Consider the following 13,874-nt stretch of genomic DNA (forward strand, 5'->3'; position numbering starts at 1 on the left):
GTCCGGCCGTTCGCCGGCTTCGCGTCACCCAGATGGGGCTACCAGCCGGCAGTAACGTGGAGGCCCCGTCCTGGAGGTCAGCGATGACCGCAGTGGATCCCGACAAGCACATCGACGAGCGCACCGCCCGCAAGGTCGCCGAACAGGCACGGGAGACGCGGTGGCGGCATCCGAGCTTCGGCCGGGAGCTCTTCCTCGGCCACTTCCGGCTCGACCTGATCCACCCGCACCCCAGCGGCTCGGCCGAGGACCGGCAACGGGGTGAGGCGTTCCTGACCGCCCTCCGCGAGTTCTGCGAGAACACCGTGGACGGCGCGCTCATCGAGCGTGACGCCCTCATCCCCGACCACGTGCTGACCGGCCTGAAGCAGCTCGGCGCGTTCGGCATGAAGATCAAAAGCGAGTACGGCGGCCTCGGCCTGTCCCAGGTCTACTACAACCGGGCGTTGATGATGATCGGCTCGGTCAGCCCCGCCCTCGGCGCGCTGCTCTCCGCGCACCAGTCCATCGGCGTCCCGCAGCCGCTCGCCCTGTTCGGCACGGACGAGCAGAAGCGCGCGTACCTGCCCCGCTGCGCGAACGGCGCGATCAGCGCGTTCCTGCTCACCGAGCCGGACGTGGGCAGCGACCCGGCCCGCCTCGGCACCACCGCCACCCCCACCGACGACGGCTACGTCCTCGACGGCGTCAAGCTGTGGACGACGAACGGCGTGGTGGCCGAACTGCTCGTGGTGATGGCCCAGGTGCCCGGCCGGGGCATCAGCGCGTTCGTGGTGGAGGCCGACTCACCCGGCATCACGGTGGAGAACCGGAACGAGTTCATGGGCCTGCGCGGTCTGGAGAACGGCGTCACCCGGTTCCACCAGGTCCGCGTGCCGAAGGCCAACCTGATCGGCAAGGAGGGCGCGGGCCTCAAGATCGCGCTCACCACGCTCAACACCGGCCGGCTGTCGCTGCCCGCGATGTGCGCGGGCGCGGCGAAGTGGTGCCTGAAGATCGCCCGCGAGTGGTCCGCCGAACGCGTGCAGTGGGGTCGCCCGATCGGCCGGCACGAGGCGATCGCGGGCAAGGTCGCGTTCATCGCGGCCACCGCCTACGCGCTGGAGGCCGTGCTCGACCTGTCCAGTGAGCTGGCGGACGCGGGCGGGCACGACATCCGCATCGAGGCCGCGCTGGCCAAGCTCTACGGCTCCGAGATGGCCTGGCTGGTCGCGGACGAGCTGGTCCAGCTGCGCGGCGGTCGTGGCTACGAGACGGCGGCGTCGCTGGCGGCCCGCGGCGAGCGCGGCGTGCCGGCCGAGCAGATGCTGCGGGACCTGCGGATCAACCGGATCTTCGAGGGCTCGACCGAGATCATGCACCTGCTGATCGCGCGGGAGGCGGTGGACGCGCACCTGTCCGTCTCCGGGGACATCATCGACCCGGAGGCGGACGCCAAGCGCAAGGCGCGGGCGTTCGCCAAGGCGGGCGGGTTCTACGCCAAGTGGCTGCCGACGCTCGTGGTCGGCAAGGGCCAGGTGCCACGCGCATACGGAGAGTTTGGCCCGTTGGCCGGTCACCTGCGGTTCGTGGAACGCGCGAGTCGCCGGCTGGCCAGGCAGACGTTCTACGCGATGTCCCGCTGGCAGGGGCGGATGGAGCGCAAGCAGCGGTTCCTGGCCCGGATCGTGGACATCGGCGCGGAGCTGTTCGCGATCAGCGCGGCGTGTGTGAAGGCGGCGGCGGACGGCGACCGGGCGGTGGCGCTGGCGGACGCGTTCGCCGTGCAGTCCAGGGTGCGGGTGGACGAGCTGTTCGACCGGTTGTGGCGCAACTCGGACGACTCCGACCTGGCGTTGGCGCGGCACGTCACGGACGGGCGGTTCACCTGGGTGGAAGAGGGGGTGCTGGACCCGTCCAGCCCCGGCCCGTGGATCGCGGACTCGACGCACCGGGCTTCGACAATGCGCAACGTGCACCGGAAGACGCCTTAGCGCTCCGATTCCGTTGTCCACACGGGGCAGGTGTTTGCGGGCGCGGCACCTGCCCCGTGTGACGGTCGAAAGGGGACCACGTCCCCCGTACTCCCCTTTCGACTCCCCTAGCAACAACAGAAGGACACACACACCCTCCAGGAGGAGGTACGGTCACGCTACGTCCTTACCGGCCAGTTCATACCTACGACGTTTGAGTGAATCACCAGGTAGGGGCCTCTTGACTACTCTCAGAGAGTGATGCCGCCTCGGCGACCAACCGCCGTGCGCACGCCCCGTGATCGCGGCCGGTGGTAAGACAGGCTTCCGGACAAGTTCCGCGACTGATCTTGACAACGATGTCAGGTAAGCCCTTTGCTTCGCTAAAGATCAGCTGTCGGATGGCGGAAGGCGTGCGCAATGGGGCTCATGCGGAGTAGAAGATCGCTTGCGGTCATAACGACTGCTGCACTGGCGTTGGGAAGCGTGGGAGGCTGGTCGTCTTCGATCGCCGCACCGGGGGAGCCAACCGTGAGCGAGACGCTCTTCGCCACGTCGTTCGAGGACGGGCAGCCGCAGCCGAAGTGGTCGAGCACGGTGGAGACGGGGCCGGACGGCACGCCGCGCACGTCGGGCGTCAACGGCTCGGACTCCACCGGCATCCCCGGCAACGTCACCGACCGCGTGGTCGACGTGGCGGCGAACTCCGAGTACGTGGAATCCGGTGAGGTCAAGGAGAACCTGGTCGACGGCAACGTGTCGTCCAAGTGGCTGACCTTCACCCCCACCGGCTGGGTCCGGTTCACGTTCGCCGAGCCGGTCGCGGTCCAGCGGTACGCGATGTCGTCGGCCAACGACGCGCCGGAGCGCGACCCGAAGAACTGGACGCTGCGCGCCTCCAACGACGGCGCCGCGTGGACCACGATCGACACCCGGGCCGGCGAGGTGTTCGCCGAGCGGTTCCAGACCAAGACCTACGACACCGCGAACACCGAGGCGTTCCGGTTCTACCAGCTGGACATCTCCGCGAACGCGGGCGGCGTGAACATCGTCCAGCTCGCCGAGGTGCAGTTCTCCGACGGCTCCACCACCCCGCCGGCGCAGAACATGCGCACCACCGTGGGCAAGGGCGCGAACGGCGGCTACAACGCCAAGGCGGGCGCCGGGTTCACCGGCGTGAAGGCGTTGCGGTACCAGGGGACGCACGTCGCCGAAGGGCGCGGCTACTCGTACAACAAGGTCTTCGAGGTGGACATCCCGGTCACGTCGACGACCGAGCTGTCGTACCTGGTCTTCCCGTCGTTCATCACCGACGACCTGAACTACCCGGCGACGTTCGTGTCGCTGGACCTGGCGTTCTCGGACGGCACCTACCTCAGCGACCTGGGCGCCCGCGACCAGCACGGGTTCGAGCTGTCACCGCGCGGCCAGGGCGCGGCGAAGTCGTTGTACACCAACCAGTGGAACCGGATCGCGTCGGTGGTCGGCGCGGTGGCGGCGGGTAAGACGATCAAGCGGATCCTGGTCGCCTACGACAACCCCAAGGGCCCGGCCGGGTTCAACGGGTGGATCGACGACATCGCGGTGAAGTCCGCGCCCGTGGTGGTGGAGCGGCCACGCCCGTCGGACTGGGTGCTGACGAACCGCGGCACGAACTCCAGCGGCTCGTTCTCGCGGGGCAACAACTTCCCGGCCACCGCCGTGCCGCACGGCTTCAACTTCTGGTCGCCCATGACGAACGCGGGCTCGATCAGCTGGCTGTACGAGTACGCGAAGAACAACAACCGGGACAACCTGCCGACGTTGCAGGCCTTCACCGCGAGCCACGAGCCGAGCCCGTGGATGGGCGACCGGCAGACGTTCCAGGTGATGCCGTCCATCGGCACGCCGACCGCCGACCGTGCGGTGCGCGCGCTGCCGTTCCGGCACGAGAACGAGGTCGCGCGGGCGCACTACTACGGCGTGACGTTCGAGAACGGGATGCGCACCGAGATCGCGCCGACCGACCACGCCGCGCTGTTCCGCTTCACGTTCACCGGCGACTCGTCGAACCTCGTGTTCGACAACGTGAACAACAGCGGTGGCTTGACGCTGGACCCGGCGTCGGGCGTGGTGACGGGCTTCTCCGACGTCAAGAGCGGGCTGTCGACCGGCGCGACCAGGCTGTTCGTGTACGGCGTGGTGGACAAGCCGGTGAAGTCGAGCGGGCGGCTGACCGGCGCGGGCCGGGACAACGTGGCGGGCTTCTTCCAGTTCGACACGTCGGCCGACAAGACCGTCACGATGAAGATCGCCACCTCGCTGCTGGGCGTGGACCAGGCGCGACGGAACCTGGAGCTGGAAGTGTCCACTTCGGACACGTTCGACTCGGTGCGTGACCGGGCGCAGGAGGCGTGGGACCGCGTGCTGCGCATGGTCGAGGTCGAAGGCGCGTCCGAGGACCAGCTCACCACGCTGTACTCGAACCTCTACCGGCTCTACCTGTACCCGAACTCGGGCTTCGAGAACACCGGCACGGCCGACGCGCCCAAGCACCAGTACGCGTCACCCGTGCAGGCGGCCGGGCCGTCCACGCCGACGCGGACGGGCGCCAAGGTGGTGGACGGCAAGATCTACGTCAACAACGGGTTCTGGGACACCTACCGGACCACGTGGCCCGCGTACAGCCTGTTGACGCCCACGAAGGCCGGTGAGCTGGCGGACGGGTTCGTGCAGCAGTACCGGGACGGCGGGTGGGTCTCGCGCTGGTCGTCGCCCGGCTACGCGAACCTGATGACCGGCACCAGCTCCGACGTGGCGTTCGCGGACGCGTACGTCAAGGGCGTGCGGTCGTTCGACGTCAAGGCGGCCTACGACGCGGCGGTGAAGAACGCGACGGTCGCGCCGCCGAACGCGGGCGTCGGTCGGAAGGGCCTGGACACGTCGATCTTCACCGGCTACACGTCCACCGCCACCGGCGAGGGCATGTCGTGGGCGATCGAGGGCTACGTCAACGACTACGGCATCGCCAACATGGCGCGTCAGCTGTACGAGGAGACCGGCGACGCGCAGTACCAGGCGTCGTACGAGTACTTCTCGAACCGAGCCCAGAACTACGTGCACATGTTCGACCCGGCCACCGGGTTCTTCCAGGGCCGCAAGCCGGACGGCACGCGGCGCGCGTCGCCCGACGAGTACGACCCGCGCGAGTGGGGGCACGACTACACCGAGACCGACGGCTGGAACATGGCGTTCTCGGTGCCGCACGACGGCCAGGGCCTGGCCAACCTGTACGGCGGGAAGGAAGGGCTGGGGTCGAAGCTGGACGAGTTCTTCGCGACCCCGGAGACGGCGAAGTTCCCCGGCTCGTACGGCGGCGTGATCCACGAGATGACCGAGGCGCGGGACGTGCGGATGGGGCAGCTGGGGCACTCCAACCAGGTGTCGCACCACATCGCGTACATGTACGACTACGCCGGTCAGCCGTGGAAGACGCAGGAGAAGGTCCGGGAGATCATGTCCCGGCTGTACCTGGGCAGCGAGATCGGCCAGGGCTACCCCGGTGACGAGGACAACGGCGAGCAGTCGGCGTGGTGGCTGTTCAGCGCGATGGGCTTCTACCCGTTGCAGATGGGCAACGCGTCGTACGCGATCGGGTCGCCGCTGTTCAAGAAGATGACCGTGCACCTGGAGAACGGGCGTTCGCTCGTGATCAACGCGCCTTCGAACAGTGCGCGGAACATTTACGTGCAGTCGTTGAAGGTGAACGGGAAGAAGTGGGACAAGTCGTACCTGCCGCACGCGGAGATCGCGTCGGGTGGGGTGCTGGACTTCGAGATGGGGTCCGCGCCTTCTTCGTGGGCCACCGGTCCGGACGCCGCGCCGCCGTCGTTGACCACGGGTTCGGAAGCTCCTGCGCCGCTGCGTGACGTGACGTCGTCGGGCAAGGTGACCGGGGCGCCTTCTTCGGTGGTGGACAACACCTCGCAGACGTCGGGCGCGTTGTCGTGGTTGCAGGTGGACCTGCCGTCGAAGAAGGAGAACGCGTCGTTCTACACGCTCACGTCCGGCAAGGGCGGCGGTGATCCGGCGTCCTGGGCGCTGAAGGGCTCGTACGACGGGCAGACGTGGTCCACTGTGGATGGACGGTCCGGTGAGGCGTTCCCGTGGCGGCAGCAGACGCGGGCGTTCAAGATCGCCCGGCCGGGTCACTACCAGCACTACCGGCTGGAGTTCCCCGGTCAGGCGACCGTGGCCGAGTTCGAGCTGTTGGCCAAGCCGTTCGTGACCTGCGGGACCGTGGTCACCGGTGAGCACGTCGGGGAGTTGAAGGTCTCGGGCGTGACGTGCGTGGACGGCGCTTCCGTGACCGGCCCGGTGACCGTGGCGCCGGGCGCGTCGCTGTACGTGTTCGGCGGCTCGGTGGGTTCGGTGACGGCGGCAGGCGCGGCGGCGGTCGTGCTGGTGGAGACGTCCGTCGGCGGTCCGGTGAACATCAACGGCACGTCCGGCGAGGTGTCACTGGAACGAGTGACCACGAACGGGCCGGTGACGATTGTGGGCAACAAGGGCGGGACGTCGGTCGCCGGGAACACCGTCGGTGGACCGCTGACGTGCCAGAACAACGAGCCCGCGCCGGTGAATAACGGTTGGGCGAACGAGGTGAGCGGGCCTAAGAACGGTCAGTGCTCTTCGCTGTAGGTCGTGGTTCACCAGGAGATTTCGCGGCACCTCTGCGCGGAATCTCCTGGTTCGACCTGGAGCGTGGCGTGCTCGATGTGGTAGCGCTGGGCCAGCAGGGTCTGGGCGGCGTGCAGGACTTCGGCCGGGTCGACGTGGTCGCGGGTGGTGAGGTGCGCGGAGGCGACCTCCATGCCCGAGGTGAGCGTCCAGACGTGCAGGTCGTGCGCTTCGGCGACGCCGGGGAGGCGGTTCAGGTCGGCCTGCATCTCGGCGACGTCGAGGCGTGCCGGGGCGTGTTGGAAGAGGATGCGCAGCGCGCTCGCGGCGAGCTTGTACGTGCGCGGTAGGACCCACAGGCCGATCGCGACACCCATGACGGGGTCGGCGTAGCGCCAGCCGAAGATCAACGTCACGGCGCCGCTGATGAGCACGCCGACGGAGCCGATGAGGTCGGCCAGGACCTCCAGGTACGCGCCGCGGATGTTGATGCTGTCCTTCGCGCCTTCCTTGAGCATGAAGAACGCGATGACGTTGGCGACGAGGCCCGCGGTGGCGGCCAGGACAACGGGGAGGCCGGGCACTTCGGGTGGGTTGCCGAAGCGGCCCACGGCCTCGTAGACGACGTAACCGGCGACGCCGAACAGCAGCACGGCGTTCGCCAGGGCGGCGAGCACTTCGGCGCGGTAGAGGCCGTACGTGCGGCTGCCGCCCCGGTTCTGGTGCGCGCGGCGGGCGAGCATGATGGCGGCGAGGGCCATGCCGACGCCCAGGACGTCGGTGAGCATGTGGGCGGCGTCGGAGATCAGGGCCAGCGAGCCGGTGGCGATGCCGACGACGAACTCGACGGCCATGAAGGCCGCCCCGATGCCGAAGGCGATCCAGAGCCGGCCGAGGTGCTTGGCGCTTCCGCTCAGCGGCGACCCACCGTGGCCGTGTCCGTGACCCATGTCAGCGAACATATAGTCACATGCGCATGAGTGCAACCGGTTGGGTTCGGTTGGTCAGAACTCGGTCAGAGGCGCCACAGCCGGCCGACCGCGCGGACCAGCGCCGGCGCGATCCGGTTGCCCAGGTACGCCGCTTTCGCCTCTGCCGTGACGGGTACCACGAGCTTGTCGTCGTGCACCGCTTTGAGGACTTCGGCTGCGACTTTCTCCGGGCCGAAGCCGCGGAGCCGGTAGGCCCTGGTCGCGGACTGGCGCTGTTCCGCCTGCTCGGCCGGGGTCTTGCCGGCGAACGTGAACGTGTTGGTGATGTTGGTGTGCACGATGCCGGGGCAGATCGCGCTGACGCCGATGCCGTGCTCGCGCAGCTCGGCGTGCAGGCACTGGGCGAGCATGAGGACGGCGGCTTTCGTGGTGGAGTAGGCGGGCAGGGCGGCGGTCGGGAAGTAGCCCGCGGCCGAGGCCGTGACGACCAGGTGGCCGCCTTCGGCGCGGTCCACCAGCTGCGGCGCGAAGGCCCTGAGCGTGTGGACGACGCCCCAGAGGTTGACGTCGACGACTCGCCGCCAGTCCTCCTCGGACGTGTGCAGGAACGGTCCCGCCACGCCGATGCCGGCGTTCGCCATGACCACGTCGGGGACGCCGTGCCGGGCCTTGATCTCGTCCGCGACCTTCTCCGTGGCCGCACGGTCGGTGACGTCCAGCTGGTAGGCGTGGCCACCAGTCCGTGCGGCCGTTTCCCGGGCCGACTCCTCGTCGATGTCCAGCGCGATCACTTCTGCGCCTTGTTCGGCGAACGCGTGCGCGGTGGCCCGCCCGATCCCGCTGCCGGCGCCCGTGATGACCACCAGGCGCTTCCTCCGGCGGTTGTCGATCGCGTCCTCGATGTGCCGGGCGACCTGGTCCGGGTGCGTCCGCTGGGCCCAGTGGCCGGCGTGGAGCACGCTACGACTGAGGTCGGCGACCCAAGGCTCAGCGGCCTCCAGGTGCGCGTGCGCCACGTACAGGTCATTCGTCAACTCGATCTGGTGAACCCTGGTGGACACCCGCGACGGCCGCCACCGACGCCCGAAGTTGGCCCGGTACAGGCCCAACCCGTTGACCCACTCCCGCCGCCCCGCGCGCAACCGTTTGCGCACTACGGGCCAGACCAACTCCGGCACCACCGGCACCTTGAACCCGGCGATGTACCAGGACCGCCGCAGCAGCCCGAACACCTTCAACGGCTGCCACCGATTCCGGCGCACCCAGTCGGAGACGTGCCCCAGATCCGGCCCCGACATGCTCGTGAAGGACAGGAACAGATCGGGATGCGCAGCCACCGCCGCCCAACCCTGGATCGACCCCCAGTCGTGGCCGACAAGGTGGACAGGCCGCCCCACCACCTCCCGCACCACGGTCGCCAGGTCCTCGACCAACCTCTCCATCGAGTACCCGTCGCGCCCACCCGGAGCCCCAGATCCCCCCGTGCCGCGCACGTCGTACCGAATCACGTGGAACCGCTCGGCAAGCCTCCGGGCGACTGCCCCCCAGACGTCGGAGCTGTCCGGGAACCCGTGCGCCAACACCACCGGAGTCCCCCCGACCACCCCCTCCTCCAACACCCGAAGCCGCAGGTCACCGACCTGAACGAAACGCTCACGCACCGGTTCCACAACCATGGAGGGTAGGGGGTGAAAACCGCTCCGCCCAGTACGCTAAGCTTTCACCCGTAGCTACGGCCCCCGTAGCTCAGGGGATAGAGCACCGCCCTCCGGAGGCGGGAGCGCAGGTTCGAATCCTGCCGGGGGCACCATCTCTCACCACCACGAAAAGGCCCTTGACCAGCGCGAACGCGGTCAAGGGCCTTACTCGTGCGTCCGGCCGTGTCCGGTCATATCCGGTGCTCTACGGCTGGTTGTGCGCTGAGGAGTGGCGATGCCACCCCTTCCCGGTCCTTGGTCGACAGGTCAGCGGCGACGACGACGCGGACCGCGAAGCCAAGGGTGACCACCGCCTCGGCGATCGACACGGCCAGCAGGTCGGCGCGCACGTCGACCGCCCAGTAGAGCGCGGTGGCCAACAGCGACGGCACCACGAAGATCAGCAGGTCCACCATCAGCTGCAAGAACTTGTCGAGCCGCCGAAGCCGGTCGCGCCGGTGGACGGACTCCCACACGAACACCTCACCCACGCGGCCGTCGATGGCTGCCAGCGCGGGGGCCAGGTGTCGTCGCAAGTACCTACCGATCGCCGAGATCTTCTGGTCGTTGGCGAGGTAGGTCCAACCCAGGACGACGCACACCAGCGGCAGCAGCAGAAGCAGGTGCGGCCGACCGGCCGGCTGGAGCACCAGTGCCAGCGTCGCGGTAAGCGCGGCGAGCGCGGTGTACATCAGCCGGTCCCGTAACGCGATGCGCGATTTCTGCTCGGCTTTGAGGGCGTCGTACTCCGCGAGCAGGACTTCCCTGACCAAGTCTTCGGGAGTGGTCCCACCAATTCGGGTCTTCATCGTCTGTCATCGCTCCTTCAGTCCGACCAGGTACGTGACCACAGGCTTCGGCGGCTGTGCTCCAGGGCGATCCAGGCGGGGCCCTGGTGGGCGACGGCCTCCAGGACCGGGAGGGCCGCGTCCATCCCGGTGGTGGCAGCGGCGAGTCGCTCCAGTTCCACTTCGTCGTCGACCTCGGTGTCGTTCTCGATGCCGAGGCGCTCGTTGACCTTGATGATCTCCGCGCCGTCCAGCAGGCGGAGGCTGAACTCGCGATAGCGCACTTTGCCCGGAGGCTGACCTGGAACCTTCCTGGCCGATCTCTCCACCACGCGCAGTGAAGCGGACGCAATGCGGTCATACCCGAAGACGTCCCAGTTCTCGTTCTTGGACTCACCGGAGTTGAAGTCCAAGAACAGGCGCGATGCTCGGACACCGTGCCGGGTCAGCAGGATGACGGTGACCCGGTACTTGGTGTAGCGCGGCGGTCCGTGACGCACTCGCCCCAGTCGGGCGCCCGGCGCCAGTTGGGTGATGACCACGTGGGAGACGAGGTCCTGCTCGGCGATGTTGCCCGCGCGCAACGCCTCGGCCCTGAAGTGCGCCTTGTCGAGGGCCAGCCACCGGGCCATATCGCTGTCGGACGGGCGGTCCTCCAACTCCTTCCGCCACCGGTGGTACTCCGCCATCTCCTCGTCGAACAACTCGTTCGCCTCTTTGATCGGGAGTACGGCGGCGCGGCGGGCGGCGACGACCTCCACCAGAGCCGGCAGGCCGAACCAACCGCCCACCGCGATGGGCAAGACCTGCCAGCGCTCTGCCACGAGCAGCAGCACGAGCAGACCTGCCACCGTGATCACGGCGACGGCGGCCTGCCAGAGGCGGGCGCCGCCGGGAGCCGGGGGTTCCAGCCGGCCGTGCGGATCGTGGTGCGGCCACCGCTGGGCGACCCGCCGCGCATGCCAGTCGAACAGCCACTTCAGCTGTTTGACGTCCTGGTCGTCGGACCGGAACTGGGCGTTGAACCGCTGCTTGAGGCGTGTGCGGTACCCGATGGCGTAGTTCGACCAGTCCTTGGCGTACTCGGGGCGCGCATCACAGAAGCAACGTTCGACGAGCTTGTCGACGTCCGTCGGTCCGGCCTGCCCTTCCTCGGGATCCGCGGTGTCACGCCGGAGAGTGACGTTCAGCAGGTGCACGGTGTGCTCGATGCCGTAACGGGCCATGACGGCACAGCCCACGACCAGCAGCAGCACCCCGCCCCAAAGGGAGAACGTCATAGGACCGAAGAACAGGCTGAGGAACGCCAGCACCGCGAACGCGGTTCCGATGATCGCGCGCTTGTGGTCTTTGGTGCCTTTGAGGAGCATCCGGGGCTGGTACCGGGTGGGTGGTAGAGGGTCGGGCTCGAAGAACTTCCACGCTCGTCCGGGGCGATCGCCCGAAACCCGCTCGGCGCCGACCTTGTGCTTGCGCCTGGCATTCAACTGATGCTCGACCAGGCCGTCCATCAGCATCGAGAGATGTCTGCTGATCTCGTCCTGCCGCTCGGCGGACAACCTGCCGAAGGCGGTCACCGCCGTGAATGACTGGTCGGCGTTGTTCGACCGGATGTGGTCGAGGAGTTCCCGGACGACGCGATGGGCCCGCTTCCAACTGTCCTCCGGTAACGACTCGCAGAGCTTCCAGGCGTCGTGGATGCCGGTGACCAGTTCCGTCGTCAGATCCCCGAAGCCACGATCGCTGAGCACCGAGAGCACGTAGTAGTAGGCGCTTTCGGTCGACGGGTGGCCGTTGAAGACCAGCTCACGGAACAGACCCTCGGCGCTGCGCGGGACACCACCCGTCAGATAGGCCAGCGCGACCTTGTGCCTGCGCTCGGGCTTGTCCTCCTTGCTCACGCGGTAAATGGTCGCGTTGTGGTAGACGCTCTCCACCACGTACTGCACGCCGATCTGCTGGTCGACGTGGGCGTTGCCGGAGGCGACGTTCTGGTTCTCGATGTCGACGTCGACCGCGTCCTCGATCACCGGAAGCCCCGCGTGGAGCCGAAGTTGACGCCGATCTGCTGCCCGACGCGGGCGTTGTCCCGCGCGGTGTTCGTGTTGTGGATCACCGGGCTCGCGGATCGCGGCCTCTCACCGCCGGGACCGTCCTCGTCCGGCTCGAGCCCGGCGATCAGGGCGATGGCGAACGCCGCGGCGTTGCGGGCCGCGAGCCGCTGTCCACCCGCCCGGTCCGCCGCGGCCTTGCCACCGTCGGCGTGATCGCTGATACCGCGCACCGCCACAGCGTGCACCTGGTTGCCCAGATGGGCCGCGTGCGCGAAACCGGAGCCCTCCATATCGACGGCCACCGCGTCGTTGTAGGAGACCCGCAGCCTGCGGGCCAGGTCCGAAGTGCGGGAGTTGAGCACGACGTCGCCGACGGCGATGGGCTCGAAGTATGCGACCGGCGCGTCCTCGTCGGCACGGTCCGGCAGGAATGAGTGCCAGGCGTTGCCGCGCAACAGCCTTCTGGCCTCCTGGTCGAGGCGGTGCGAGATCGACCAGGCGGAAGGACGCACCAGGAATTCGTCTTCCTCGCTGCGCCCGCCCTGGTAGGAATAGATCTTGGTGGCGACGACGACATCGCCGATCGCCAGCCAGTCGCGCAGACCGCCCGCTACGCCGACGAACACCATGGCGGCGGGAGCGAATTCGGCGTTGGCCCGCTCGGTGAGGGTGGCCGCCGCGGTGGTGCCCGCCCCGGTCAACGCCACCGCGACCCCGTGCCCCGGATGGCCCGCCACCGTGCCAACGTCGAACACGGTGCCGGACGGGTGCCGATGCGGACGTACATCGACCAGGTGCTCCAGCACGGCCGCACGTTCCACGTCCAAGGCGGTCATGATCACAATCACGGGTTCTCACTCCAACGTGGTCGAGGACGACTCGGGGAACGCACGCCACAAGGCGTACGACGAGATCGAGCACGACGTGACAGCGGTACAGGGCCGAGCCGGGCGTCGCACTTATTGTCATGCTGACAGGAACCGGCGATGGACACAAGCGCCCATACGAAGCCAATGGTCAAAGTGACAAGAACTCGCTTATGTCCCCAACCGGGGCCGCGTCATCGGCGGGACCAGTTCCGTGGCCCCACCCGCGCGGTACAGGGCGGCGGGCCTGCCGCTGGGCGACGGCCGCTTGCCACCGGTGGGCACGACGAAGCCGTCGGCGTCGGTGACCTTGCGGTGGAAGTTCGGCTTGTCCAGCCCGACCCCCCACACGGCCTCGTAGACCTCACGCAGGTCACCGATGGTGAACTCCGGGCCGCAGAAGGCCGTCGCGATCGTGCTGAACTGAAGGAGCGTGCGTGCCAGTTCCACCGCGTCCGCCAGGATGAGGTCGTGGTCGAACGCCAACCCGGCGGTCGCGGCCTCCGCGACCGGTACCCACCGGGCGGCGCGCGCGTCCGAACCCGCGACCGGCACCGGCAGGTCAGGGGCGATGGCGAGGTAGGCGCAGGTCACCACGCGGGGACGCCGAGGGTCCCGGTCGGGTGCCGAGTAGACGCCCACCTGCCGCAGCCGCAACGCCCCGGCGTCGAGGCCGGTCTCCTCTGCCAGCTCCCGCGCCGCGGTCCGCTCCAGTGACTCGTCGCCGCGCAGGAAGCCGCCGGGCAACGCCAACCGGCCCTGGAACGGCTCGTTCTCGCGCTCGACGAGCAGCACGCTCAACACGCCGTCACGAATGGTCAGGATGACCAGGTCGGCGGTGAGGGTGACCGTCTGACGTGCGCGGCTCATGCACGGAGATTACCTACCGGGGGCCTCCCCCGTTCGATCACCGATGGACTAGCGAG

The 13,874-nt window shown here is 68.5% G+C and carries 8 protein-coding genes and 1 tRNA gene; 3 read left to right on the forward strand and 6 right to left on the reverse strand.

Annotation, left to right across the window (positions count from 1 at the left end; all coding sequences use genetic code 11):
- Positions 1-83 precede the first annotated feature (83 nt).
- Both F4560_RS26570 and F4560_RS26575 read left to right on the forward strand, forming a co-directional pair.
- Positions 84-1,973 (forward strand): acyl-CoA dehydrogenase family protein, encoded by a 1,890-nt coding sequence (locus tag F4560_RS26570; protein ID WP_184924279.1) that lies wholly within the window; start codon positions 84-86, stop codon positions 1,971-1,973.
- Between the two features lie 399 nt (positions 1,974-2,372).
- On the forward strand, positions 2,373-6,632 hold the full coding sequence (locus F4560_RS26575; protein ID WP_184924282.1) for a GH92 family glycosyl hydrolase: 4,260 nt from the start codon (positions 2,373-2,375) through the stop codon (positions 6,630-6,632).
- A gap of 8 nt (positions 6,633-6,640) precedes the next feature.
- Here the strand turns inward: F4560_RS26575 and F4560_RS26580 are convergent, their stop codons facing one another.
- Together F4560_RS26580 and F4560_RS26585 are read right to left on the reverse strand one after the other, a co-directional pair.
- On the reverse strand, positions 6,641-7,561 hold the full coding sequence (locus tag F4560_RS26580) for a cation diffusion facilitator family transporter (protein WP_184924284.1): 921 nt from the start codon (positions 7,559-7,561) through the stop codon (positions 6,641-6,643).
- Positions 7,562-7,626: 65 nt separating this feature from the next.
- Entirely contained in the window at positions 7,627-9,219 is a 1,593-nt protein-coding gene (locus F4560_RS26585; RefSeq protein ID WP_184924286.1) for an SDR family oxidoreductase, read from the reverse strand.
- A gap of 59 nt (positions 9,220-9,278) precedes the next feature.
- Between F4560_RS26585 and F4560_RS26590 the strand changes: the two genes are divergently transcribed.
- A tRNA-Arg gene (locus F4560_RS26590) sits at positions 9,279-9,353 on the forward strand.
- A gap of 78 nt (positions 9,354-9,431) precedes the next feature.
- Here the strand turns inward: F4560_RS26590 and F4560_RS26595 are convergent.
- From F4560_RS26595 to F4560_RS26610, 4 genes are all read right to left on the reverse strand, one after another.
- The gene (locus F4560_RS26595) at positions 9,432-10,049 is read right to left on the reverse strand and encodes a hypothetical protein (RefSeq protein WP_184924288.1); all 618 of its coding nucleotides are present in this window, start codon (positions 10,047-10,049) and stop codon (positions 9,432-9,434) included.
- A gap of 17 nt (positions 10,050-10,066) precedes the next feature.
- A complete protein-coding gene (locus tag F4560_RS26600) occupies positions 10,067-12,058 on the reverse strand; it encodes a hypothetical protein (RefSeq protein WP_184924290.1) in 1,992 nt (663 codons plus the stop codon).
- The gene (locus F4560_RS26605; RefSeq protein WP_221483653.1) at positions 12,055-12,918 is read right to left on the reverse strand and encodes a 5'-methylthioadenosine/S-adenosylhomocysteine nucleosidase; all 864 of its coding nucleotides are present in this window, start codon (positions 12,916-12,918) and stop codon (positions 12,055-12,057) included. The genes F4560_RS26600 and F4560_RS26605 overlap by 4 nt, the downstream gene beginning before the upstream one ends.
- A gap of 201 nt (positions 12,919-13,119) precedes the next feature.
- Positions 13,120-13,818 carry an NUDIX hydrolase gene (locus tag F4560_RS26610; protein WP_184924294.1) on the reverse strand — a complete coding sequence of 233 codons (699 nt, stop codon included), beginning with the start codon at positions 13,816-13,818 and terminating at the stop codon, positions 13,120-13,122.
- Between the last annotated feature and the right edge of the window lie 56 nt (positions 13,819-13,874).

The sequence above is a fragment of the Saccharothrix ecbatanensis genome (assembly GCF_014205015.1).
GTDB classification, from domain to species: domain Bacteria; phylum Actinomycetota; class Actinomycetes; order Mycobacteriales; family Pseudonocardiaceae; genus Actinosynnema; species Actinosynnema ecbatanense.

What these genes read in the sequence shown, in the direction of transcription:
- F4560_RS26570 (WP_184924279.1), top strand. Translation starts at nt 84, where the DNA reads ATGACCGCAGTGGATCCCGACAAGCACATCGACGAGCGCACCGCCCGC.
- F4560_RS26575 (WP_184924282.1), top strand. Translation starts at nt 2,373, where the DNA reads ATGGGGCTCATGCGGAGTAGAAGATCGCTTGCGGTCATAACGACTGCT.
- F4560_RS26580 (WP_184924284.1), bottom strand. Translation starts at nt 7,561, where the DNA reads ATGGGTCACGGACACGGCCACGGTGGGTCGCCGCTGAGCGGAAGCGCC.
- F4560_RS26585 (WP_184924286.1), bottom strand. Translation starts at nt 9,219, where the DNA reads ATGGTTGTGGAACCGGTGCGTGAGCGTTTCGTTCAGGTCGGTGACCTG.
- F4560_RS26595 (WP_184924288.1), bottom strand. Translation starts at nt 10,049, where the DNA reads ATGAAGACCCGAATTGGTGGGACCACTCCCGAAGACTTGGTCAGGGAA.
- F4560_RS26605 (WP_221483653.1), bottom strand. Translation starts at nt 12,918, where the DNA reads ATGACCGCCTTGGACGTGGAACGTGCGGCCGTGCTGGAGCACCTGGTC.
- F4560_RS26610 (WP_184924294.1), bottom strand. Translation starts at nt 13,818, where the DNA reads ATGAGCCGCGCACGTCAGACGGTCACCCTCACCGCCGACCTGGTCATC.